Genomic DNA, 23,810 nt, shown 5'->3' on the forward strand with positions numbered 1-23,810 from the left:
CCGACAGGGAACCACCGATCGCCATGTCCGACATCGAAACGCTGGAACGCGAGATCCTGGAGAAGGTCGGCGCCGCCGCCGACGAGGCCGCCCTCGAGGCGGTGCGCGTCGGCGCGCTCGGCAAGAAGGGCTCCGTGTCCGACCTCCTGAAGACGCTGGGCACCATGGCGCCCGACGAGCGCCGCACCCGCGGCGCCGCGATCAACGCCGCCAAGGAGCGCGTCGAGGGGGCGATCGGCGCCCGCCGCGACGTGCTGAAGAAAGCCGCGCTCGAGGCCCGCCTCACGCGCGAGACCGAGGACGTCACGCTGCCGGTGCGCCCCGGCCCGCTCGCCGCGGGCCGCATCCACCCGATCTCCCAGGTCGTCGACGAGATCACCGCGATCTTCGCCGACATGGGCTTCGCGGTCGCCGAGGGGCCGGACATCGAGACCGACTACTACAACTTCACCGCCCTGAACTTCCCGGCCGACCACCCGGCCCGGGAGATGCACGACACCTTCTTCTTCGAGCCGAAGGCGGACGGCTCGCGGCTCCTCCTGCGCACCCACACCTCGCCGGTGCAGATCCGCACCATGGAGAGCCAGAAGCCGCCGATCCGCGTGGTGATCCCCGGCCGGACTTACCGCTGCGATTCGGACGCGACGCACACGCCGATGTTCCATCAGGTCGAGGGTCTGGTGATCGATCGGCACAGCCACTTCGGCCATCTGAAGTGGGTGCTCGAGGAGTTCCTCAAGGCCTTCTTCGAGGTCGACGAGGTCAAGACGCGGTTCCGGCCGTCGTTCTTTCCCTTCACCGAACCGTCGATGGAGGTCGACGTCGGCTGCCGGCGCTCGGGCGGCGAGATCCGCATCGGCGAGGGCGACGACTGGCTGGAGATCCTCGGCTGCGGCATGGTCCACCCCAACGTGATCCGCGCCGGCGGCCTCGATCCCGACGAGTACCAGGGCTTCGCCTGGGGCATGGGCATCGACCGCATCGCCATGCTGAAATACGGCATGCCGGACCTCAGGGCCTTCTTCGACGCCGACGTGCGCTGGCTGAAGCACTACGGCTTCCGGCCGCTCGACCTGCCGACGCTGTTCGGCGGGCTGAGCGGGTGAGGCGACGATGACGCGACACGACATCTCTCCCAGGGCCAAGGCGAATGCCAAGCGCCTCCGGCGGGAGATGACGGTCGCCGAGGAGCGGCTCTGGCACGAACTCAGGGCACGCCGCCTGTTCGGTACCGTGTTCAGGCGGCAGGTCCCGATCGGACCCTTCGTGGCCGATTTCGCCTGCCACGAGGTCCGTCTGGTCGTCGAGGTCGACGGCGACAGTCACGACTTGCCGGGCGCGGCGGCGCGGGACGAGCGGCGGACGGCGTTCCTGAACGCATCGGGATATCGGGTCGTCCGGTTCGACGACGCCGAGGTCCTGACGAACATGGAGGGGGTGCTCGTGGAGATCGGCGGCTACCTGCCGGGCTTCACGACCGACCTCGCGGTGGATCCCCCTCTCCCTGTCCCTCCCCCTCCAGGGGGGAGGGGACGCAGACGACGAATGGACGGAGCCGTGGCAGGACAGGCAGCCCGCAGCGACCGGAAGGGGCAGACCGCCGAACCCGGCGTTCCCTCCCCCCTGGAGGGGGGAGGGACAGGGAGAGGGGGTGACCCGGCCGGCCGGAAGCGCGGCGCCGACGTGCACGGACGGAGCGAAACACGCCGCCCACGCGGCCGAGGATCCAGACCGATGAAGTTCACGCTCTCCTGGCTGAAGGACCATCTCGACACCGACGCGTCGCTCGACGACGTCACCGAGGCGCTGACCATGGTCGGCCTCGAGGTCGAATCCGTGACCGATCCCGCCGCGGCGCTGAAGCCGTTCCGGATCGCGCGCGTGCTGACCGCCGACAAGCACCCCAACGCCGACAAGCTGAAGGTGCTCACCGTCGACACCGGCGCCGGCGAGCCGGTGCAGGTGGTGTGCGGCGCGCCGAACGCCCGCGCCGGCCTCGTCGGCGTGTTCGCCGCGCCCGGGTCGCGGATCCCCGGCACCGGGCTCGAGCTCGCGGTCGGCACCATCCGCGGCGTCGAGAGCCGCGGCATGATGTGCTCGGAGCGCGAGCTCCTGATCTCCGACGACCACGACGGCATCATCGAACTGCCCACCGACGCACCCGTCGGCGTCCGCTACGCCGACTGGCGTGGCGGCTCGGATCCGGTGATCGAGATCGCGATCACCCCGAACCGGCCCGACTGCCTCGGCGTGCGCGGCATCGCCCGCGACCTCGCCGCCCGCGGCCTCGGCCGGCTGAAGCCCGACGTCGGCGACGCGGTCGCCGGCGCCTTCCCGAGCCCGATCGGGGTGGAACTCGACTTTCCCGCCGACGCGGCCGGGGCCTGCCCGGTGTTCGCGGCGCGGGTGGTGCGCGGCGTGCGCAACGGCGCCTCGCCGGGCTGGATGCAGGACCGGCTGAAGGCGATCGGCCTGCGCCCGATCAACGCGCTGGTCGACATCACCAACTACGTCTCCTACGACCGCGGCCGGCCGCTGCACGTCTACGACGCCGCCAAGGTCACCGGCACGATCCGCGCCCGGCTCGGTCGACCCGGCGAGAGCTTCGTCGCGCTCGACGGCCGGACCTACGCGGTCGACGGCGAGATGTGCGTGATCGCCGACGACGCCGGCGTGCTCGGCCTCGGCGGCATCATGGGCGGCGAGCACTCCGGCTCGTCGGAGGCGACCGTCGACGTGCTGATCGAGAGCGCGTGGTTCGATCCGAACCGCACCGCCCGCACCGGCCGGCGCGCCGGCATCAACTCGGACGCCCGCTACCGCTTCGAGCGCGGGGTCGACCCGGCCTTCGTGGTCGGCGGCCTCGAACTCGCGACCCGGCTGGTGCTGGAGCTCTGCGGCGGCGAGCCGTCGGAGGCGGTGGTGGCCGGCGCCGAGCCGGTGACGCGGCGGCGGATCGACTTCCCGCTCGCCGAGGTCAAGCGCCTGTCCGGCCTCGACCTCTCGGCGGGCCAGATCGAGGGCACGCTCGCGGCGCTCGGCTTCGAGGTCGAGGGCCTCGGCGACACCCGCGAAGTGATCCCGCCGAGCTGGCGGCCGGACGTGCACGGCAAGGCCGACCTCGTCGAGGAGGTCGTGCGCATCGCCGGCCTCGACCAGGTCAGGCCGACGCCGCTGCCGCGGCTGGCGTCCGTCGGCGCCAAGGTGCTGACGCCGATCCAGGTCCGCACCCGCCGCGCCAAGCGCACCCTGGCCGCCCGCGGCCTCGTCGAGGCGGTGACGTGGTCGTTCATCTCGGCCGAGCAGGCCGCCCTGTTCGGCGGCGGCGCGCCGGTGCTGAAGCTCGCCAACCCGATCTCCGCCGACATGAGCGACATGCGGCCGAGCCTGATCCCCGGCCTCGCCGCCGCGGTGAAGCGCAACGTCGACCGCGGCACGGCGGATCTCGCCCTGTTCGAGGTCGGTCAGGTGTTCGCCGGCGACCGGCCGAAGGACCAGACCACGGCGGCCACCGCGGTGCGCCGCGGCACCGCCGGCGTCGACGGCGCCGGCCGCCACTGGGCCGGTTCGGGCGACGCGGTCTCGGTGTTCGACGCCAAGGCCGACGCGCTGGCGCTGCTCGACGCGCTCGGCTTCGACACCGCCAAGGCGCAGATCGTGCGCGGTGCGCCGGCGTGGTTCCACCCGGGCCGCTCCGGCACGATCCAACTCGGCCCGAAGACCGTGCTCGGCCACTTCGGCGAGTTGCACCCGGCGGTGCTCGCCGCCCTCGACGTCACCGGCCCGCTGGTCGCCGCCGAGATCACCCTCGAGGCGATCCCCGAGCCGAAGGCGAAGGCGGTGAAGTCGAAGCCGGCGCTCGCCCTGTCGGGTCTGATGCCGGTCGGCCGCGACTTCGCCTTCGTGGTCGACGACGCGGTCGAGACCGGGCGGATCGTCAAGGCGGCCGAGGGCGCCGACCGCAAGCTGATCGGCGCGGTCCAGGTGTTCGACGTCTACCGCGGCGAACACGTCGGCGCCGGCCGCAAGTCGGTCGCCCTCGAGGTGACGCTGACGCCGACCGATCGCACGCTCACCGACGAGGACATCGAGGCGGTGTCGAAGGCGATCGTCGGGGCGGTGGAGAAGGCCACCGGCGCGACCCTGCGTGGTTGAACCGGCGGCGGGGGCCTTCGACGGCCCCCGCCTCGCCCGCGCGAGTCTCGACGAGCAGGCGGCGGCGCTGCGCGCGATCGTCGCCGCCGATCCGGATCTCTCGGCCCTCGTCGCCGTGATCGCCGACCTCGGTCTGCCCGACGGCTGGCTGGTCTCGGGCGCGCTCTACCAGACCGTCTGGAACGTGATGACCGGCCGGCCGCGCCGCACCGGCATCAAGGACTACGACCTCGTCTACCACGATGCCGCCGACCTCGGCTTCGAGGCCGAGGACGCGGTGATCCGCCGGGTCCAGGCGGCGACCGCCGGGCTCGGCCTCGCCGTCGAGGTCCGCAACCAGGCCCGCGTCCACCTCTGGTTCGAGCGGCGCTTCGGTTTCGCCGTGCCGCCGCTCGGCTCGGTGGCGGAGGCGCTGGAGCGCTACGCCTCTACCACCCACGCGGTGGCCGTGCGGCGCGGGGCGGGCGGCCGGCTCGACCTGCTGGCGCCCTTCGGCCTCCGCGACGTCTTCGCCATGCACGTCAGGCCCAACCGCAGCCTGCCCAACGGCCCGAGCCACGAGGCCAAGGCGCGCCGGTTCCAGGCGGTGTGGCCCGAGGTCACGGTGGAGTGGTGGTGATGCCGGGTCGGAGCGGCAAGGCGCCGGCGGGAACGCCCGGCCCTTTCGCTCGTTGCCTCCGAGGGGGTCCCCGGAACCAGCGGAGGACACCATGGAAGGCTACGACATGATGTGGTTCGTGGCGGTGGTCGTCGGCACCATCGTTCTCGGTGCCGCCATCGCCTTCGGCATGATGCGCGCACGTCGACGGAGCGGCGCCGAGCATCTCGCCGCCGAACGCCGCACCCGCGCCAACTACCGCGCGGAGGATCTCGCCGACCGGCCGTGATGCCGGCGGCGCATTCCTCAGGGCGCCAGCAGCACCTGCGAGCAGGCCGGCGGCAGGTCCTTCAGCGCCAGCGGCGGCTTCGGCTTGGCGGGCTTCGCCGGCTTGGTCGGCTCCTCCGGCGGCTTGAACCAGCCGTCGAGTTCGGCGCCGCAGCCGTCGCCCGGCGGCGGCGGATCCTGCGGCTTGCAGGCCGGATCACTGGCGGGGCACTGCAGGCGGACGTGGAAGTGGAAGTCGTGGCCCCACCACGGCCGCACCGTACGCAGCCAGCCGCGGTCGCCGGAGGCGCGTTCGCACAGCGCCTTCTTGATCGCCGGGTTGACGAAGATGCGCGCGACCTCGGGCTGGGAGGCGGCGAGCTTCAGGATCGCCAGCTGGCGCTTGCCGAAGATCTTCGGATCGACCGACTTGCCGTCGGGGCCGAGCATCGATGTCGCGCTCATGGTCTCGCGCTCCTCGACGGTGAGGGTGCGGTCGGGCATCGGCGTCAGCCAAATGTCGGCGTCGAGGCCGATCTGGTGGCTGGCGTGGCCGGTCAGCATCGGGCCGCCGCGCGGCTGGGCGATGTCGCCGACCAGGAGGCCGTTCCAGCCGACCTTCGGGGCCGCGGTGGCGAGGCGCTCCAGGAAGTCGACCAACAGGGGCGTGCCCCAGTTGCGGTTGCGCGACAGCCGCATCACCTGCCAGCTCGGGCCGTTGACCGGCAATGCGATCGCGCCGGCGAGACAGCCGCGGGCGTAGGAGCCGATCGAGCGCACCTCCATGGCGGCCGGCGTGCGCGCCGCCCCGAACAGCTGCTTGGCGGGCGTGTCGTCGGCCTGCGCGGCGCCGGTGGCGGCGAGGCCGAGCGCGAGCGCCACGGCCGGGATCGTCCTCGACATCGGTCCATACCTCGCTCGGGGGTGCCCTCCCGCACGACCATCCCCCCGGCCGATTGACAATCCCTTAACCATCGCCGACGGTCCCGCCGGTGCAGCGACGGGGGCGTCGGGAATGCGGGTGGCGTGGGGCGGGCGGCGGATCGTGCGGATCGCCGCGGTGGTGCTGGCGGGCGGGCTGCTGGCGGGGCTGCAGGGCTGCGGCACGGTCTCGAAGGCCGACTGCGAGGCCGGCGACTGGGAGACCATCGGCCTGCGGGACGGACGCGCCGGCGAGCCGGAATCGCTCTTTGCCAGCCACGCCGAATCCTGCGCCCGCTACAAGCTGCCCGCCGACAAGGACGGTTGGATGCGCGGCCGCGAGCGCGGCCTCGGCGAGTATTGCACGCCGCTGTCAGGCTTCGCCAACGGCTCGGCCGGCCGCGAGTACCAGAACGTCTGCACCGGCGCCGCTGCGGGCTCGTTCCTCGACGCCTACGGCATCGGCCGCGACATCGGCATGGCGCGGGCCGAGGCGCGGCGGGCCCGCGAGGAGGTCGACCGGGTGACCTCGCGCCTGCGCGAGACCGACGACGGCATCGTCGACGCCGAGCGCGACGCCACCTCGGAGGATCCGCAGCGTCGCAAGGTGGCGCGCGAACGGCTGCGCGAGCTCCACGATCTCCGCTTCGATCTGATGCGCGACCTCTACGCCGCCGAGCGCGAACTGCCGGCCGCCGAGAATGCCGCCGACATCGCCGAGGCGCGCGGCCGCGACGCCTTCCTGCGTCGCTTCGGCTATCCGCCGGGCTGAACGCCGCCGCGACGGGATCAGTCCAGGGCGGGGCGCAGCACCGGCGGCGGCAGGCTGCCGGTCACGTCGGTCGGCTCGGTGCGCCGGCGCAGCACCAGGGCAGCCGGCCCGTCCGCGACCACCTCGAGCCACGCCGGCCGCTCTCCGGCGACGAGCCGGCTTGCGAGCCCCTGCGGCGCACGCCCTGCCAGCGCCCGGGTGTCGGCGTCGTGCGGGCAGAGCGCGAGGGTGCGCGCCCCGGCGGCGTCGAAGGGCCGGCGCCCGTCGTCGGCGAACAGGATGGCGTCGGCGGCGAGGACGCCCTCGACCGCCGTCGGGAAGGGAGCGGCGAGCACCGGCGACGCCGTCCGCAGCAGGAGATGCGGGCCGTAGGCGGGCGGGGCGACCACCAGCCCAGGCGGCAGGGCGGCGAGGGTCTCGCCGAGCGCGGCGAGACATTCGGCCGTCGCGACGGCGGCGACGCGCTGCAGCCGCCGCTGGGTGCCGTCGAGCGCGAGGTCGCCCGTCAGGGCCCACAGCAGCGGCGCCGCCAGGACCCAGGCGTTGTGTAGCAGCGGCGCGGCGGGATGGCGCGGCCCGAGGCCGTTGCGCGCGATCACGGTGCCGGCGACCGTGATCGCGACGGCCGCGGCGATCTGGGCGATCGCGAGGTCGCCCTGCCGCCACAGCGCCATGACCAGGCTGGCCGCGAGGCTCGCGGCGAGCAGCACCGGCCCGTAGGAGCGTCCGCGGCGGGACACGGCGGCGGCGACGGTCGCGAGCACGAGGGCGACGGCCGGCCCGGCGAAATGGCCCGGTAGCTGCCACGGTGTCAGCCGCGCGACGTCGAGGACGCTCCGCGCCGCGGTCGCGGTCTCGACCGAGAGCGCGCCTGGGCGCGGATCGGCGCCGATGGCGTCGAGCCAGCCCGGGAAGGCGGCCGCGACCACGGCGACCAGCACCGAGACGACGCCGGCGACGCCGGCCCCGCGCAACAGGTAGCCGGTGGCGCCGTCGGCGGGACCGCCGCGCAGCACGCGGGCGATGGCGGCGGCGCCGAGGCCGCCGACCGCGGCGGCGACGAGATGCACGGCCGAGAGCCGGTCCGTGGCCGGGACGCTCCACCGCGCCGGCGGGACGCAGAGCAGGAAGAAGACCGCGACGGCGGCGGCGAACGCGATGCCGTAGGCGGCGAAGCCGCGGCGCCAGCGGTCGCCGTCCCGGATCCAGGCGAGCGCCGGCACGGCGCCGGCGAGGAGCATCGGCACCGGCGTCCCGGGTCCGATCGCGATGGAGGCCGCGACGAGGACGCCGGCGGCGGCCGCGGCGCGGGCCGAGCCGTCGGCGCGCACGAGGGCGGCGAGCGTCCAGGCGAACAGGACGGCGTGGAGGGTGTCGACGCCGAGATGGCCGGGCGCGAACAAAGCGAGGGCGGGCGGCGACAGCACCACGAGGACGAGCGCGGCGGCGGCGGCGACGCCGTCGGCGAAGCGCAGCACCGTCGCGACGACGCCCCAGCCGAAGAGTACGAAGGCGATCGGCGGCCACAGGTTCACCGCGAGGAGTTCGGCGGCGGGTCGGCCGGCGGCCGGATCGAGGGCGAGGATCAGGGTGGCGAGCGGCAGGTCGGCGAGGCGCGACCACGGCAGCATGACACCGGGCGACAGGCCGAGCCGCGGCTCGAGGAGGTCGTACCAGCCGCGTCCGCCGAGGAACTCGCGGACGGCGACCAGACGCATCGCCGATTCGGGGTCGCCGAGGGCGGCGAGCGCGGGCAGCCAGCCGCCGGCGGCGACGAAGACCGCGAGCAGGAACAGCACCACGGCGGGCAGCGGCACGTCGCCCGGAAGGGCGCGCGCGGATGGGGCGGCGAGCGTGACGGCGCTTCGTTCGGGGGGCATCGACCAGGGACCGGGAGCGGACGCCAACGACCCCCGTCCGCAGGGGCAGGGTTAGCTTGCCCTTAACGGGATGAGGAAAAGGTAAAGGCGAACCCGTGGCGGCCGTCGCCGCCGGGCCGGACGGACCACGATGCGCAACCCCTCCACCGCCGCCGAGCGCGCCGCCGCGATCCCGAGCCGTCGTCGCGGCACCGTCGCGCGGGGCCGGGCGCGATGACGCCGGCGGATCGGTTCGGGCGCTACGCGCGCTTCCTGGTGGTCGGCGGTCTCGGCTTCGCGGTCGACGCGGGCGCGACCGAGCTCCTCGTCCTGGCGGGGCTGCCGGCGCTCGGCGCACGGGTCGCGGCGATCGCGCTCGCGATGACGACGACCTATCTCCTCAACCGCCGCCTGACCTTCCGCTCGGACCGGCGCGGCGCGGCGCTGCTCGCCGAGGGCGGACGCTACTTCGCGGTGGCGATCGGCGCCGCCGCGTTCAACTACGCCGTCTTCGCCCTGGTGCTGACCATTGTACCGGGGATACGCCCGGCGCTCGCCGTCGCCGTCGCCTCGGTGGCGGCGATGGTGCTGAGCTATCTCGGCTATTCGACGCTGGTGTTCCGGCGCCGACCGTGACCGCGATCAGGCGGCGTGACGGCCGGCGTCGGCGCCGTAGTAGCTGACGTAGCGCGAGGAGATCGCCGAGACCGGCAGCACGATCATGACGTCGGTGGTGCCGAACTGGCGGTCGACCACGGCGCCGTCGCCGATGCGGGCACCGAGGCGGAGATAGCCCTTGATCAGCGGCGGCAGGGCGTGGAGGGCGGCGCGGGTGTCGATCGCCTCGCGCGGCATCAGGTTCATGTCGACCCGCCGCTCCGGCAGCGCGGACACGGCCCACTCGCCGGCGGCGCCCGCGTTGTGGTGCAGGAACGACAGCGGCAGGGCCAGCGCGGCCGGGTCGGTGCCCTCGAGCGAGGCGCAGCCGATCATGACGTCGAGGCCGTGGGAGAGCACGTAGGACCAGATGCCGTGCCAGAGCAGCTCGACGGTGCGCTTGTTGCGGTAGGGCTTCAGCACGCAGGAGCGGCCGAGCTCGAGGAAGCGCAGATCTCGGTGGCGGGCGACCAGCGGCGCGAGATCGAACTCGCCGGCGGAGTAGAAGCCCTGCCGGGCCTCGGCGACCTCCTGGCGGAGCAGGCGGTAGGTGCCGACGATGCGCGGCATCGGCTTGCGGAAGCGGCGCTGCAGCACGTCGTCGTGGTCGAGCACCAGGAGATGGTCGCAGACCGCGTCGAAGGCGTCGCGGTCGCGGCGCGAGGCGAGGGTGGCGGGATCGGCGATCGCCGCCATCTCCTCGTAGAAGACGGCGTAGCGAAGCGCCTGGGCGGCGCGGATCTCGCCCTGGGAACGGGCGAGGCGCACCTCGAGCGGGCCGATCCGCCCGAGCGTCTCGGGCTGGGGCCGGCGGATGGCGTCGGCGCGCAGGAGGTTCGGGAGCGAGACCGGGACCGAGCCGGGCGCGGCGATCAGCGGGGCGAAGCGGCGGGCGAGCGCCTTGGGAGCGAGGGCGCGGGCGGGCGACAGCATGCGGGCCATGGCGCCGACGCGGGCCGGATCCGACTTCTTCTCCACGTGACCTGTCCCCCCGATCGTCCGTCCGTCGTTCGTCGGATGGTACCACCGCTCCGACCCGTCGGTTAGACAGATCATAACTTGTCGGCGGTTCCGTGACAGCCGGCTGAAGGAAAGATGACGGCGGCGGTTTCCCGCCGCCGCCGAGGTCCGCCGACCCGGTAGAGGGCCGGGCCGGGGCGCGCGGGACCAGGCGGGGGCCCGGTCCCGCGCAGGCGTCGTCAGGTCTCGCGGGTGGCGAGGGCCCGGTCGCCGCGGGTGCGCCACAGCGAGGCGCCGATGCCGGCGGCGAGGATCGCGAAGGTCGCGCCGAGCGAGACCGCCGGCGGGATCTTGGCGATGCCGAGCATGTCGGCGGCGAAGATCTTCGAGCCGATGAAGATCAGGAGCACGGCGAGGGCGTACTTCAGGTAGACGAAGCGGTGCATCAGGGCGGACAGCGCGAAGTAGAGGGCGCGCAGGCCGAGGATGGCGAAGATGTTGGAGGTGTAGACGATGTAGGGGTCGGTGGTGATCGCGAAGATCGCCGGCACCGAGTCGACCGCGAAGATCACGTCGGCGAACTCGACCATCAGCAGCGCCAGGAGGAGCGGCGTCAGATAGGTCTTGAGCTTGCCGGTGGCGGGGTCGGGCAGGCGGACCAGGAAACGGTCGCCGTGGAGGTCGTCGGTCACCGGCAGACGGCGGCGCACCCACTTCAGCAGCGGGTTGGAGCCGACGTCGTGGCTGGCGTCGGCCGCCATGATCATCTTGACGCCGGTGAGGATCAGGAAGGCGGCGAAGACGTAGAGCACCCACGAGAATTCGGCGACGATGGCGGCGCCGGCCGCGATCATGATGCCGCGCAGCACCAGCACGCCGATGATGCCCCACAGCAGCACGCGGTGCTGGTGGATCCGGGGAATGCCGAAATAGGCGAAGATCATCGCGATGACGAAGATGTTGTCCATCGCGAGCGACTTCTCGACCACGAAGCCGGTGACGTAGGCGAGGCCCGCCTCCTCGCCGCGGGCGTACCAGAGCCAGCCGCCGAAGGCGAGGCCGAGGGCGATGTAGAAGCCGGAGAGCAGGAAGCTCTCGCGGATGCCGATCTCGCGGGCGTCGCGGTGCATGACGCCGAGATCGAGCAGGAGGAGGACGGCGACGGCGCCGAGGAAGGCCAGCCACATCCAAGCCGGCGTGCCGAGAAAGTCGAGATACAGGAATTCCATGGGGCGGGATCGCGGATGTCGGCGTGTGTCCGCTCGCGGTTCCGACATCGCGCGTCGCCGACCGCACGCGCCAGAGGGGCCCGGAACCACCTCAACCCCGCTCAGGTGGGAAGCGCGCGCGGCGGATGGAAGAGGCGGCTAGGTGAAAAAACGTACCGGCGCGGTGAAAGCGCCGACGCCGGCCCGCACGCGCGCCGCCGCGGCCGGGCGGGACGGGCGCGCGGGTGCCGTCACGGCGGTGTGAAAGGCCGACTTGCGGGCCGGAAAGGCCCCTCTTATATACCCGTCGAAACACGCGCCCGGCCGGTCGGTCGGGCGGAAACCCAATGTTTCTAATGGGGGCCGGCCGCATCGCGCGGCGATCTCCGGACGCCTCGGTGAAGGGGGTCCGGTCGGCCTGCTGGAGCGGAGTGAGAACCATGGGCAAGGTCATCGGCATCGACCTCGGTACGACCAACTCGTGCGTCGCCGTGATGGACGGCAAGAATGCCAAGGTCATCGAGAATTCCGAGGGCGCGCGGACGACGCCCTCGATCGTCGCCTTCGCCGACGGCGGCGAGCGCTTGGTCGGCCAGCCGGCCAAGCGCCAGGCGGTGACCAACCCCGAGAACACCTTCTTCGCGGTCAAGCGCCTGATCGGCCGCCGCTACGACGACCCGATGGTCGCCAAGGACAAGAAGCTCGTCCCCTACGAGATCGTGCGCGGCGACAACGGCGACGCCTGGGTGTCGTCCGAGGGCACCAAGTACTCGCCGTCCCAGATCTCGGCGATGACGCTGACCAAGATGAAGGAGACCGCGGAGGCCTATCTCGGCCAGCCGGTCACCCAGGCCGTCATCACCGTTCCCGCCTACTTCAACGACGCCCAGCGTCAGGCCACCAAGGACGCCGGCAAGATCGCCGGCCTCGAGGTGCTGCGCATCATCAACGAGCCGACGGCGGCGGCGCTCGCCTACGGCCTCGACAAGGGCGACAAGTCGCGCACCATCGCGGTCTACGACCTCGGCGGCGGCACCTTCGACATCTCGATCCTCGAGATCGGCGACGGCGTGTTCGAGGTGAAGTCGACCAACGGCGACACCTTCCTCGGTGGCGAGGACTTCGACATGCGGCTCGTCTCCTATCTGGCGGACGAGTTCCAGAAGGAGCAGGGCATCGACCTGCGCGGCGACAAGCTGGCCCTGCAGCGCCTGAAGGAAGCGGCGGAGAAGGCCAAGATCGAGCTGTCGTCGGCGACGCAGACCGAGATCAACCTGCCCTTCATCACCGCCGACGCCAAGGGGCCGAAGCACCTGACGATGAAGCTCACCCGCGCCAAGTTCGAGGCGCTGGTGGATGACCTCGTGCAGAAGACGATCGATCCCTGCAAGGCGGCCCTCAAGGACGCCGGCCTGTCGGCCGGGCAGATCGACGAGGTGGTGCTGGTCGGCGGCATGACCCGCATGCCGAAGATCCAGGAGATCGTGAAGCAGTTCTTCGGCCGGGAGCCGCACAAGGGCGTCAACCCGGACGAGGTCGTCGCGATCGGCGCCGCGATCCAGGCCGGCGTGCTGCAGGGCGACGTCAAGGACGTGCTGCTGCTCGACGTCACCCCGCTGTCGCTCGGCATCGAGACGCTCGGCGGCGTGTTCACGCGCCTAATCGACCGCAACACCACGATCCCGACCAAGAAGAGCCAGGTGTTCTCGACCGCCGAGGACAACCAGACCGCCGTGACGATCCGCGTCTTCCAGGGCGAGCGCGAGATGGCCGCGGACAACAAGATGCTCGGCCAGTTCGACCTCGTCGGCCTGCCGCCGGCGCCGCGCGGCGTGCCGCAGATCGAGGTGACCTTCGACATCGACGCCAACGGCATCGTCAACGTGTCGGCCAAGGACAAGGGCACCGGCAAGGAGCAGCAGATCCGCATCCAGGCCTCGGGCGGCCTGTCGGACGCCGACATCGAGAAGATGGTCAAGGATGCCGAGGCCCATTCGGCCGAGGACAAGAAGCGTCGCGAGGCGGTCGAGGCGAAGAATCAGGCCGAGGGCCTGATCCACTCGACCGAGAAGTCGCTGGCGGACTACGGCTCCAAGGTCTCGGCCGCCGACAAGTCGGCGATCGAGACGGCGATCGCCGACCTCAAGGGCTCGCTGGAGTCGAACGACGCCGAGACCATCAAGGCGAAGACCAACACGCTCGCCCAGGCGGCCATGAAGCTCGGCGAGGCGATGTACGCGGCCTCCCAGGGCGGCGCGGCGGAGCAGCCGGGCACCCAGGGCGACGACGTGGTCGACGCCGACTTCGAGGAAGTGAAGGACGACAAGAAGGGCGCTTGACCCGCTGCCACTTCTGCTACTTTGATCCCGCGGCCGGGCCGACCGTTTTCGGTTGGGCCGCGGGGACAGGGTGCGGGTCATGCGGCGCCGGTCGGCGGTCTTCGTCCTTTTCGTGTTGCTCGCCGGGTGCCAATCGAAGCCGGCCTCCTCCACCTTCGGTCCCGTCTATGACGGTCCGGTCGGCTATCCGGGGTTCGATCCGCCGGAGTGGATGCTCCAAGATTTCTGCGCCCAGGGCGACAGTTTCGATTTTTGTCAGGGCTTCACCATCGAAGAACAGCGGGCGATGCTGCTTGCTTACCGGCTGGAATTGGCGTTGCTTACGCAACGCGAATGTGGTGGGGCCACCACTTGGGTAGGAGTGAATCGTCTTCTTGATGCTTGGGGTACTAAGCCTCCCAAAGCAGCCGTCGATCGGTACCAGAGGGCTACCGAGCAGGCAAGAGACGATTTTGAGGACTTGAGGAAGAGGAACGGGAATATCTTGTGTCAGAAGCTAAAGAAGATTCCCGACCTGGATGGTTTCATCGAGTGAAGTACAAAGACCGTGAACAACAGATAGGTTAGCATGGCCAAGCGCGACTACTACGAGGTCCTCGGGGTCGGCAAGACCGCCGACGAGAAGGAGCTGAAGAGCGCCTTCCGCAAGCTCGCCATGCAGCTGCACCCGGACCGCAACCCCGGCGACACCACCGCCGAGGCGAAGTTCAAGGAGGCGAACGAGGCCTACGAGGTCCTGAAGGACCCGCAGAAGCGCGCGGCCTACGACCGCTTCGGCCACGCCGCCTTCGAGAACGGCGGTGGTGGGCGCGGGCCGTTCGGCGGTGCCGGTGCCGACGCCGGATTCGGCGCCTCGATGGCCGACATCTTCGACGACATCTTCGGCGAGTTCATGGGCGGCGGCCGCCGCGGCGGCCAGCGTTCGGGCGGGCGCGAGCGCGGGGCGGACCTGCGCTACAACCTCGAGATCTCGCTCGAGGAGGCCTTCGCCGGCAAGACCGTCGAGATCGACGTGCCGACCTCGATCACCTGCGTCAAGTGCGACGGCTCGGGCGCCAAGCCCGGCTCGAAGCCGACCCAGTGCCGCACCTGCGGCGGCGCCGGCAAGGTGCGTGCCTCCCAGGGCTTCTTCACCATCGAGCGGACCTGCCCGACCTGCCAGGGCCGCGGCGAGACCATCGCCGACCCCTGCGACGCCTGCGGCGGCACCGGCCGCACCACGCAGGAGCGCAAGCTCTCGGTCAACATTCCCGCCGGCATCGAGGACGGCACCCGGATCCGGCTTGCCGGCGAGGGCGAGGCGGGCCTGCGCGGCGGACCGGCCGGCGACCTCTACATCTTCCTCAGCCTGAAGCCGCACGAGTTCTTTCAGCGCGACGGTGCGGACCTCTACTGCCGCGTGCCGATCTCGATGACGACGGCGGCGCTCGGCGGCGGCTTCGACGTGCCGACCATCGACGGCGGCAAGACCAAGGTGCGCGTGCCCGAGGGCACCCAGACCGGCAAGCAGTTCCGCCTCAAGGGCAAGGGCATGCCCGTGCTGCGCTCGCGCGACACCGGCGACATGTACATCACCGTGGTGGTGGAGACGCCGCAGAACCTGACGCGGCGCCAGCGCGAGCTGCTCGAGGAATTCGAGAAGTCCGCGAGCGGCGACACCCACCCGGAATCGGCCGGCTTCTTCGCCAAGGTGCGCGACTTCTTCGACAACCTCGGCGGCTGATCCACGGCCGCCGTGGCGCCTTCCGCGGCAATGCGCCCGACAAATCGGCTTGCCGGAATCGGACACGGCTCGCCATAAAAGCGACATCGGCCGGGCCGAGCGTGCGGCCAACGTCGACAGGGCCCGTCCCCGACGAAGCGGAGTGTGCCAGATGCACGGATTGAAGCGTCGCGCGGCGGGGGCCGATTCCCGGTCGCTGAAGGCGGTGGTCGCCGACGAGATGCGCTTCATCCGGACCTGGGCGTCGAAACCGCTGACCACCGGTGCCGTCAGCCCGTCCGGCCGGGCGCTCGCCCGCGCCATGGCGGCCGAGGTCGATCCGGCCTGGCCCGGGGTGGTGGTCGAACTCGGTCCCGGCACCGGCGCGGTGACCGCGGCCCTGCTCGCCCGTGGCGTCGCGCCCGATCGCCTCGTCGCGATCGAGTACAATCCCGATTTCGCGACGCTGCTGGCGCGCCGCTATCCCGGCGTCCGCGTCGTCGAGGGCGACGCCTATTCGCTCGGCCGCACGCTGGCGCTGCACGACGTCGGCGAGGTCGCGGCGATCGTCTCCAGCCTGCCGCTGTTCACCCGGCCGCCGCTGCAGCGTCACGACCTCGTCGCCGAGGGCCTGTCGATCCTGGAGCCGGGTCGGCCCTTCGTGCAGTTCTCCTACGCCCTGGTGCCGCCGGTGCCGGCCGAACGCGGCCGCTGGTCGCTCGACGTCAGCGACTGGATCCTGATGAACCTGCCGCCCGCGCGGGTCTGGACCTACCGGTCGGCGCCGCTGCCGAGCTGACGCCGGCCGGCCAGACCGAGGCTCCCCCGGGAAGCCACGGCGAACGAGCGCCTCCAGGCCGGTGCTCAGGCCTCCCCGTGGTCGTGCAGGCCGCAGTCACAGCCGTCGCGGCGGCACATCCGGCAGAAGCGCGCGGCCGGCACCGTCGCCGGCGCGATGCCGCCGATGACGCGGTCGACGAGGCCGTCGAGCGCGGCACGTTCCTCGCCGGAGAGCGGTGCCAACACGCGCGCCATCGCGGCGAGGCGGTTCTCCTGCAGTTGCTGGGCGCGACGGCGGCCCCGGCTGGTGATCTCGACCATCACCTCGCGGCCGACCCGGCGCTGGCGGCGGACCAGCCATTCCTTCTCGAGACGGTCGACGAGGCGCACCGCCGCGGAATGGGTGAGGCCGACCACCGCCGCGATCTCGCCGATCGACATCGGAGCACCCTCGCGGATGGAGATCAGCGCGGCGATGGCCGACGGTGCCAGGTCCTCCACCCCCGAGAGCATGGCCTCGGTCACGGCGAGGGCCAGGGCCGCAAGCTTGTTGGCGAGCGACATCTCGTCCATTCTACCGATCGTCCCCCCAAGATGGCCGACGGCAACCATCCCCGCGTCCGCGTCGGCAGGTGCCGCGCACCATCGTTATCCTAACGCGCGGGGATGGGAAGCGCAGAATGGATGCAGTGCGGCACGACGTCCGGGCGTCGTGCGGCCCGGCAGACCGACGCGCCGCGGAAGCACCGCTTGGCGCGGGTTTGCGCGGATGCTATGGAGCGGCCCATGACGAGCGCCCCGATTTCGCACATCCGCAACTTCGCCATCATCGCCCACATCGACCACGGCAAGTCGACGCTGGCCGATCGCCTGATCCAGGCGACCGGAGCGGTCAGCGACCGGGAGATGAAGGACCAGATCCTCGACTCGATGGACATCGAGCGCGAGCGCGGCATCACGATCAAGGCGCAGACGGTCCGCCTCTCCTACAAGGCGAAGAACGGCGAGACCTACACGCTCAACCTGATGGACACGCCCGGCCACGTCGACTTCGCCTACGAGGTGTCGCGCTCGCTGGCGGCCTGCGAGGGGTCGCTGCTGGTGGTCGACGCCTCCCAGGGCGTCGAGGCGCAGACGCTCGCCAACGTCTACCAGGCGATCGACAACGACCACGAGATCGTGCCGATCCTCAACAAGGTCGACCTGCCCGCCGCCGAGCCCGCGCGCGTCAAGCAGCAGATCGAGGACGTCATCGGCCTCGACGCCTCCGAGGCCGTCGAGATCTCCGCCAAGACCGGCCTCAACATCGAGGGCGTGCTGGAGGCGATCGTCAACCGCCTGCCGGCGCCGAAGGGCGATCCGGCGGCGCCGCTGAAGGCGATGCTGGTCGACAGCTGGTACGACGCCTATCTCGGCGTCGTCGTGCTGGTGCGCATCGTCGACGGCGTGCTGAAGAAGGGCCAGCGCGTCCGCATGATGCGGACCGGTGCGGTCTACGAGGTCGACCGCGTCGGCTACACCACGCCGAAGCTGGTGCTGACCGACGAGCTTTCCACCGGCGAGGTCGGCGTCATCACCGCCTCGATCAAGGAAGTCGCGGACACCGCCGTCGGCGATACCATCACCGACGAGCGCCGGCCGACGCCGGAGCCGCTGCCGGGCTTCCGGCCGGCCCAGCCGGTGGTGTTCTGCGGGCTGTTCCCGGTCGACGCCGCCGAGTTCGAGGACCTGCGCGCCGCCGTCGGCAAGCTGCGCCTCAACGACGCCAGCTTCTCCTTCGAGATGGAATCCTCCGCCGCGCTCGGTTTCGGCTTCCGCTGCGGCTTCCTCGGCCTCCTGCACCTCGAGATCATCCAGGAGCGGCTGGAGCGCGAGTTCAACCTCGACCTGATCGCGACCGCGCCGAGCGTCGTCTACAAGATGAAGCTGACCGACGGCAGCGAGATCGAGCTGCACAATCCGGCCGACATGCCGGATCCGGTCAAGATCGCCGAGATCGCCGAGCCGTGGATCCGGGCTGCGATCATGACGCCGGACGAATATCTCGGCTCGATCCTGAAACTGTGCCAGGAGCGCCGCGGCGTTCAGGTCGACCTGTCCTACGTCGGCAACCGCGCCATGGTCTCCTACGACCTGCCGCTCAACGAGGTGGTGTTCGACTTCTACGACCGCCTGAAGTCGATCTCGAAGGGCTATGCCTCGTTCGACTACCAGCTGACCGACTACAAGGTCGGCGACCTCGTCAAGATGCAGATCCTGGTCAACGCCGAGCCGGTCGACGCGCTCTCGGTGCTGGTCCACCGCAGCCAGGCCGAACGGCGCGGCCGCGCCATGTGCGAGAAGCTCAAGGACCTGATCCCGCAGCACATGTTCCAGATCCCGGTGCAGGCCGCGATCGGCGGCCGCATCATCGCCCGCGAGACCATCCGGGCGCTGCGCAAGGACGTGCTCGCCAAGTGCTACGGCGGCGACGTCACCCGCAAGCGCAAGCTGCTCGAGAAGCAGAAGGAAGGCAAGAAGCGCATGCGGCAGTTCGGCAAGGTCGAGATCCCGCAGGAAGCCTTCATCGCCGCCCTCAAGATGGACGATTGATCGGCGGGCGGATCTGTCGATTTAGCCGGCTCACGATCGCCTCGCCCGATCGTTTCCGTCGCGCTCAGGCGGTGCGCGCGATCAGGTCGCGCGCGGTCGCCTCGTCGGTGACGAGCACGTTGGCGTAGCCGCCGGTCAACATGCCGACGATGGCGGGGCCCTTGTCCGGGCCGCCGCCGACGCAGATCCGCTCCGGCACGGCCATGAAGTCGGCGAGCGGCATCACCACGTGGCGGCCGTCGAGTTCCGTGACGACCGGCCGGCCGGCGATGTCGAAGAAATGGCCGGCGACGAAACCCACCGCGCCGAGCTCGGTGTATTCCCGCAGGATCCGGTCGGACATGAAGCCGCTGTGCTCGAGCAGCGTCTCGCTGCCGAGGTGGGTGACGCCGAACAGCGTCTTGGTGCAGCTGCGCAACAGCTGGAAGTGCTGGTCGATGATCGGCTCGCGCATCAGGATCGTCTTGACCTCCGCGGTCGAGACGAGACCGGGGGCGTGCAGGTTGATGCAGCGTGCGCCGAGGCGGATCGCGATGTTCGAGGTGCAGAGTTCCGGCGAGAAGTCGTAGGTGGCGAGCGACGAGCCGGTGATCTGCGCCACCGAGGCGTTGGCGAGGCTCGCTTGGGTGATCGCCTTCGACAGCGCCATCACAGTTCGGCCCCAGGCGACGCCGAGGACGTCGCCGTCGACGACCCGGCGGTCGAGCACCCGGGCGCCGAGCCGGCCGATGCGGTGGTGCAGCGATTCCGCCGTCTCGGCCGCCGGCAGAACGAAGCACTCGCGGATGTCGAAGCGCTCGGCGACGGCGAGGCCGAGCTCGACCAGTTCGAGCCGGCCGGCGTCGACCGTGATGGTGACGACGCCTTCCTCGCGCGCCTTCTGCAACAGGTTGAACACCGAGGCGCGGGAGATGCCGAGGCGGGCGGCGATTTCGTCCTGCTTCAGGCCCTCCTCGAAGTAGAGCCACGCGGCCGCCAGCACCGGATCCATCGCCAGCTGCGCCGACGAACCGACGCTGCGCTTCACGCCCCCGGCCGCCGCGGCCGCCGCCCCGTCCCGTCTCACGTGCCCGTCTCCCGGCCGCGCCGCGCCGGTCGCGGCGGCAGATGCCGATCGTTCTAGCGGAATTCGGCGGCGCTGTCCGCGGTCAAACGTGGCATATGCCATCAGGGATGAAAAACGCCATTGACATAGGTCAACGGCTCGTGGAAATCTCCATCCAACGAAGACGCGGCGCCACGGCGGCCGCGCGGAGGAGACCCAGGGACCATGGACGACCTACGAACCGCGAGCGTGCCGCTCGCCGGCAGCCCGTGGACGCGGCTGATCGACGACGTCTCGGCCGGGCGCTGGATCAGCCCGGACACCGGCCGGCCGGCCCGTGTGCCGTTCGAGACGGTGGTGATCGCCGACAGCCTGTCCGGCCGCGAGGCCGACCTCGTCCGCGCGGTGGCACCGGCCACGCGCTACGCCGTCGTCTCCGACGAGAACACCCGCGAGGTCGCCGGCCGCGCGGTGGCCGCCGCGCTCGGCGGCGCCGCCGACGAGATCGTGCTCGACCATCCCCACGCCGACGAGGAGACGGTGCGGCGGCTGCGCGAGGCGACGCGCCACGCCGAGGTGCTGGTCGCCGTCGGCTCCGGCACCGTCAACGACCTCTGCAAATACGCCACCGCCGGCGACGGCCGCTCCTATTGCGTGTTCGGCACGGCGCCGTCGATGAACGGCTACACCTCGACCACCGCCTCGATCACGCTCGACAGCGGCCTCAAGACGACCCAGCCGGCCCACGCCGCCCGCGGCGTCTTCCTCGACCTTTCCGTCAATGCGGCGGCGCCCGGCTATCTCGTCGCCGCCGGCCTCGGCGACAGCCTCTGCCGCTCGACCGCCCAGGTCGACTGGCTGTTCTCGCACCGCCTGCTCGGCACCGCCTACTTCACCGCGCCCTACGTGCTCCAGGCCGACGACGAGGCCGCGGTGCTCGCCCGTTCCGCGGCGCTCGCCACCGGCGACCGCGAGGCGGTCGGCTACCTGCACCGCTGGCTGGCGCTGACCGGTTTCGGCATCTCGGTCGCCGGCATGAGCCATCCCGGCTCGATGGGCGAGCACCAGATCTCGCACTGGATCGACAGCTTCGCCGGCGAAAGACATCCCGGCACCGTCCACGGCCAGCAGGTCGGCGTCACCTCGGTGACGATGGCGCGGCTGCAGGCGCGGATCCTCGCGTCGGAGACCGCGCCGCGGATCGGGCCGATCCGGGTCGACGAGGACGGCATCCGGCGGCGCTATCCGGCCGCCGCGGTCGACGACTGCCTGAAGGCGGCCGGCCGCAAGGCGCTCGACGCCGAGGCCGCCGCCGCCTTCAACGACCGCCTCGCCGCGCTGTGGCCGAGCCTGCGGGCCGAGCTCCTCGCCGTGGCGGTGCCCGCCGACGAGATCGCCGCCCACATCCGCGCCGCCGGCGGCGGCGCCACCGCCGCGGAGATCGGCATGGACCGCGACCTCTACCGCGAGGCGGTGCGCCATTCCGCCGAGATGCGCGACCGCTTCTCCATGCTCGACCTCGCGGCCGGCATGGGCATCCTCGACGACTTCATCGCGGAGTGCTGCTGATGCTGCCGCTCGACCAGCTGCCCGAGGCGGCGCTCGCCGGAACCGTCGCGGTGTTCACCGACATCGACGACACCCTCACCACCGACGGCCGCCTGCCGGCCGACGCCTACGCCGCGCTGGAGCGGCTCGCCGAGGCCGGCCTCGCCGTGGTGCCGATCACCGGCCGGCCCGCCGGCTGGTGCGACATGATCGCCCGGTTCTGGCCGGTCGAGGGCGTGGTCGGCGAGAACGGCGCCTTCTACTTCGCCTACCGCCACGCCGAGAAGCGGATGCTGCAGCGCTTCTTCACGCCGGAGGAGGAGCGCCGGGCCAACCGCGTCCGCCTCTCCGTGCTGCGCGAGCGCATCCTCGCCGAGGTGCCGGGCGCAGGCATCGCCTCGGACCAGCTCTACCGCGAGGCCGATCTCGCCATCGACGTCTGCGAGGACGTGCCGCCGCTGCCGAAGGAGCAGGTCGACCGCATCCTCGCGATGTTCGCCGAGGCCGGCGCCGTCGCCAAGCTGTCGTCGATCCACGTCAACGGCTGGTTCGGCAGCTACGACAAGCTGTCGATGGCGCGGCTGTTCTCGGCCGACGTGCTCGGTCTCGACCTCGACGCCGACCGCGAGCGCGTCGTCTTCGTCGGCGACAGCCCGAACGACGGCCCGATGTTCGGCTTCTTCCCGATGAGCTGCGGCGTCGCCAACGTGCTCGACTTCGACCGCGCGGCGCTGGTGCCGCCGGCTTACGTGGCCAGCCGGCGCGGCGGGGCCGGCTTCGTCGAGGTCGCCGACCGCATCCTCGCCGCCCGCGGACTGCCGCCCGTCGCCGCGACGGAGGTGCGCCGCCATGGATGACGTCGTCGACCTCGCCATCGTCGGCGGCGGCATCAACGGCTGCGGCATCGCCCGCGACGCCGCCGGCCGCGGCCTAAAGGTCCATCTCGTCGAGCGCGGCGACATCGGTGCCGCCACCTCGTCGGCTTCGACCAAGCTGCTGCACGGCGGCCTGCGCTATCTCGAGCACTACGAGTTCCGCCTCGTCCGCGAAGCGCTCGAGGAGCGCGAGCGGCTGTGGGGCATCGCCCCGCACATCGTGCGCCCGTTGCGCTTCGTGCTGCCGCACGTCGCCGGCATGCGGCCGCGCTGGATGCTGCGCACCGGCCTCTTCCTCTACGACCACATCGGTGGCCGCGAGGTGCTGCCGGGCACGCGCTCGCTCGATCTTTCCCGCGACCCGATCGGCGCGCCGCTGCGCGAGGGCATCCGGAGCGGCTGGGAATATTCGGACTGCTGGGTCGAGGACAACCGCCTGGTCGTCCTCAACGCCCGCGACGCCGTCCGCCACGGCGCGACGATCCGGCCGTGGACCGCCTGCACCGCCGCCCGCGTCGAGGACGGGCTCTGGGTGCTGACCACCGAGGATCGCGACGGCGGCCGGCGCACGGTCGTGCGGGCGCGGGTGCTGGTCAACGCCGCGGGGCCGTGGGCGGGCGACGTCGCCGCGCGCGTCGTCGGCCGCCCGGCGGCCGGCAAGGTGCGGATGGTGCAGGGCTCGCACCTCGTCACCCGCAAGCTCTACGACCACGACCGCTGCTTCATCTTCCAGAACCCGGACGGCCGGATCATCTTCACGATCCCCTACGAGCGCGACTTCACGCTCGTCGGCACCACCGACCGCGACTACGACGGCGACCTCGGCGCGGTGCGGATCTCGGAGGGCGAGACCGACTATCTGCTGAAGGCGGCGTCGGCCTATTTCCGCACGCCGGTCGGCCGCGGCGACGTGGTGTGGAGCTATTCCGGCGTCCGTCCGCTCTACGACGACGGCAAGGGCGCCGCCCAGAAGGCGACGCGCGACTACGTGCTCGAGACCGACGACGGCGCCGGTGCGCCGATGCTGTCGATCTTCGGCGGCAAGATCACCACCTACCGCCGCCTCGCCGAGGCGGCGATGGAGAAGATCGCGGCGATGCTGCCGGCCGCGACCGCCGGCGCCGTTCGCGCGAAGGCGGGCTGGACCGGCCGGGCCGCGCTGCCGGGCGGCGACTTCCCGAAGGAGGAATTCGGGCGTCGCGTCACCGCGCTGAAATCGGCCTATCCGTTCCTCGCCGCCGATCAGGCGGAGCGGCTGACCCGCTGCTACGGCACCGAGGCGCCGCGCGTGCTCGGCGACGCCCGCAAGGCCGCCGACCTCGGCCGCGCGTTCGGCGCAGGGCTCACCGAGGCGGAGGTGGAGTGGATGCGGCGCGAGGAATGGGCGCGCGACGCGGAGACGATACTCTGGCGGCGGACCAAGCTGGGCCTCCGGCTCGGCCGCGACCAGATCGAGGACCTCGGGCGGCGGATGGGAGAGATCGGCCGCGCGGCGTGAGGACGGACGGGACGATCGCCTCGGAGGTGGCGGG

Annotated in this window: 20 protein-coding genes and 1 pseudogene; 15 read left to right on the forward strand and 6 right to left on the reverse strand. The window is 71.6% G+C overall.

Annotated elements, in window-relative coordinates; all coding sequences use genetic code 11:
* Nucleotides 1–23 precede the first annotated feature (23 nt).
* From pheS to EDD54_RS22915, 5 genes and pseudogenes are all read left to right on the forward strand, one after another.
* Nucleotides 24–1,106 (forward strand): phenylalanine--tRNA ligase subunit alpha, encoded by a 1,083-nt coding sequence (gene pheS / locus EDD54_RS09200; protein ID WP_126540888.1) that lies wholly within the window; start codon nt 24–26, stop codon nt 1,104–1,106.
* Nucleotides 1,107–1,113: 7 nt separating this feature from the next.
* Nucleotides 1,114–1,440: pseudogene (locus tag EDD54_RS23770) on the forward strand (endonuclease domain-containing protein); the annotation flags it as partial.
* A gap of 294 nt (nt 1,441–1,734) precedes the next feature.
* The gene (pheT, locus tag EDD54_RS09205; RefSeq protein ID WP_126540890.1) at nt 1,735–4,155 is read left to right on the forward strand and encodes a phenylalanine--tRNA ligase subunit beta; all 2,421 of its coding nucleotides are present in this window, start codon (nt 1,735–1,737) and stop codon (nt 4,153–4,155) included.
* Nucleotides 4,148–4,774 (forward strand): nucleotidyltransferase family protein, encoded by a 627-nt coding sequence (locus EDD54_RS09210; protein WP_126540891.1) that lies wholly within the window; start codon nt 4,148–4,150, stop codon nt 4,772–4,774. The genes pheT and EDD54_RS09210 overlap by 8 nt, the downstream gene beginning before the upstream one ends.
* Nucleotides 4,775–4,865: 91 nt before the next feature.
* A complete protein-coding gene (locus EDD54_RS22915; RefSeq protein ID WP_165644430.1) occupies nt 4,866–5,042 on the forward strand; it encodes a hypothetical protein in 177 nt (58 codons plus the stop codon).
* 17 nt (nt 5,043–5,059) lie between these two features.
* On the opposite strand, the gene mepA is transcribed toward EDD54_RS22915, so the two are convergent.
* The gene (gene mepA / locus EDD54_RS09215) at nt 5,060–5,923 is read right to left on the reverse strand and encodes a penicillin-insensitive murein endopeptidase (RefSeq protein WP_126540892.1); all 864 of its coding nucleotides are present in this window, start codon (nt 5,921–5,923) and stop codon (nt 5,060–5,062) included.
* Nucleotides 5,924–6,035: 112 nt separating this feature from the next.
* On the opposite strand from mepA, the gene EDD54_RS09220 reads away from it, so the two are divergent.
* Nucleotides 6,036–6,713: a DUF2799 domain-containing protein gene (locus EDD54_RS09220; protein ID WP_126540893.1), complete on the forward strand. Its 678-nt coding sequence runs from the start codon at nt 6,036–6,038 to the stop codon at nt 6,711–6,713.
* Between the two features lie 17 nt (nt 6,714–6,730).
* On the opposite strand, the gene EDD54_RS09225 is transcribed toward EDD54_RS09220, so the two are convergent.
* Nucleotides 6,731–8,593: a hypothetical protein gene (locus EDD54_RS09225; protein ID WP_126540894.1), complete on the reverse strand. Its 1,863-nt coding sequence runs from the start codon at nt 8,591–8,593 to the stop codon at nt 6,731–6,733.
* A 213-nt stretch (nt 8,594–8,806) separates the two neighbouring features.
* Here EDD54_RS09225 and EDD54_RS09230 point away from each other — a divergent pair, with 213 nt between their 5' ends.
* Complete coding sequence (locus EDD54_RS09230; protein ID WP_126540895.1) at nt 8,807–9,208, forward strand: GtrA family protein; 402 nt, start codon at nt 8,807–8,809, stop codon at nt 9,206–9,208.
* Nucleotides 9,209–9,214: 6 nt separating this feature from the next.
* Here the strand turns inward: EDD54_RS09230 and olsB are convergent, their stop codons facing one another.
* Both olsB and EDD54_RS09240 read right to left on the reverse strand, forming a co-directional pair.
* A complete protein-coding gene (gene olsB, locus EDD54_RS09235; protein ID WP_425374991.1) occupies nt 9,215–10,162 on the reverse strand; it encodes a l-ornithine N(alpha)-acyltransferase in 948 nt (315 codons plus the stop codon).
* 266 nt (nt 10,163–10,428) lie between these two features.
* Nucleotides 10,429–11,418, reverse strand: coding sequence for a TerC family protein (locus tag EDD54_RS09240; RefSeq protein WP_126540896.1), 990 nt, complete (start codon nt 11,416–11,418; stop codon nt 10,429–10,431).
* 419 nt (nt 11,419–11,837) lie between these two features.
* Here EDD54_RS09240 and dnaK point away from each other — a divergent pair, with 419 nt between their 5' ends.
* The 4 genes from dnaK (at nt 11,838) to EDD54_RS09260 (ending at nt 16,237) form a co-directional block, all read left to right on the forward strand.
* Nucleotides 11,838–13,736: a molecular chaperone DnaK gene (dnaK, locus tag EDD54_RS09245; RefSeq protein ID WP_126540897.1), complete on the forward strand. Its 1,899-nt coding sequence runs from the start codon at nt 11,838–11,840 to the stop codon at nt 13,734–13,736.
* 79 nt (nt 13,737–13,815) lie between these two features.
* Nucleotides 13,816–14,271 (forward strand): hypothetical protein, encoded by a 456-nt coding sequence (locus EDD54_RS09250; RefSeq protein WP_126540898.1) that lies wholly within the window; start codon nt 13,816–13,818, stop codon nt 14,269–14,271.
* A 33-nt stretch (nt 14,272–14,304) separates the two neighbouring features.
* On the forward strand, nt 14,305–15,459 hold the full coding sequence (gene dnaJ, locus EDD54_RS09255; RefSeq protein WP_126540899.1) for a molecular chaperone DnaJ: 1,155 nt from the start codon (nt 14,305–14,307) through the stop codon (nt 15,457–15,459).
* Nucleotides 15,460–15,610: 151 nt separating this feature from the next.
* The gene (locus EDD54_RS09260; protein WP_126540900.1) at nt 15,611–16,237 is read left to right on the forward strand and encodes a class I SAM-dependent methyltransferase; all 627 of its coding nucleotides are present in this window, start codon (nt 15,611–15,613) and stop codon (nt 16,235–16,237) included.
* Between the two features lie 65 nt (nt 16,238–16,302).
* Here the strand turns inward: EDD54_RS09260 and EDD54_RS09265 are convergent, their stop codons facing one another.
* Nucleotides 16,303–16,791, reverse strand: coding sequence for a MarR family transcriptional regulator (locus EDD54_RS09265; protein WP_165644459.1), 489 nt, complete (start codon nt 16,789–16,791; stop codon nt 16,303–16,305).
* Between the two features lie 213 nt (nt 16,792–17,004).
* Here EDD54_RS09265 and lepA point away from each other — a divergent pair, with 213 nt between their 5' ends.
* Nucleotides 17,005–18,810 carry a translation elongation factor 4 gene (lepA, locus tag EDD54_RS09270; protein ID WP_126540902.1) on the forward strand — a complete coding sequence of 602 codons (1,806 nt, stop codon included), beginning with the start codon at nt 17,005–17,007 and terminating at the stop codon, nt 18,808–18,810.
* 64 nt (nt 18,811–18,874) lie between these two features.
* On the opposite strand, the gene EDD54_RS09275 is transcribed toward lepA, so the two are convergent.
* Nucleotides 18,875–19,876 (reverse strand): sugar-binding transcriptional regulator, encoded by a 1,002-nt coding sequence (locus EDD54_RS09275; RefSeq protein WP_165644460.1) that lies wholly within the window; start codon nt 19,874–19,876, stop codon nt 18,875–18,877.
* 204 nt (nt 19,877–20,080) lie between these two features.
* Between EDD54_RS09275 and EDD54_RS09280 the strand changes: the two genes are divergently transcribed.
* From EDD54_RS09280 to glpD, 3 genes are read left to right on the forward strand one after another with little or no spacing between them, the layout of a single operon-like run.
* Entirely contained in the window at nt 20,081–21,424 is a 1,344-nt protein-coding gene (locus EDD54_RS09280) for an iron-containing alcohol dehydrogenase (protein ID WP_126540904.1), read from the forward strand.
* Nucleotides 21,424–22,260: an HAD-IIB family hydrolase gene (locus EDD54_RS09285; RefSeq protein ID WP_126540905.1), complete on the forward strand. Its 837-nt coding sequence runs from the start codon at nt 21,424–21,426 to the stop codon at nt 22,258–22,260. Before EDD54_RS09280 ends, EDD54_RS09285 begins: the two co-directional genes overlap by 1 nt.
* Nucleotides 22,253–23,776 carry a glycerol-3-phosphate dehydrogenase gene (glpD, locus tag EDD54_RS09290; protein ID WP_126540906.1) on the forward strand — a complete coding sequence of 508 codons (1,524 nt, stop codon included), beginning with the start codon at nt 22,253–22,255 and terminating at the stop codon, nt 23,774–23,776. The genes EDD54_RS09285 and glpD overlap by 8 nt, the downstream gene beginning before the upstream one ends.
* Nucleotides 23,777–23,810: the final 34 nt, after the last annotated feature.

The organism is Oharaeibacter diazotrophicus, assembly GCF_004362745.1.
Lineage (GTDB): Bacteria > Pseudomonadota > Alphaproteobacteria > Rhizobiales > Pleomorphomonadaceae > Oharaeibacter > Oharaeibacter diazotrophicus.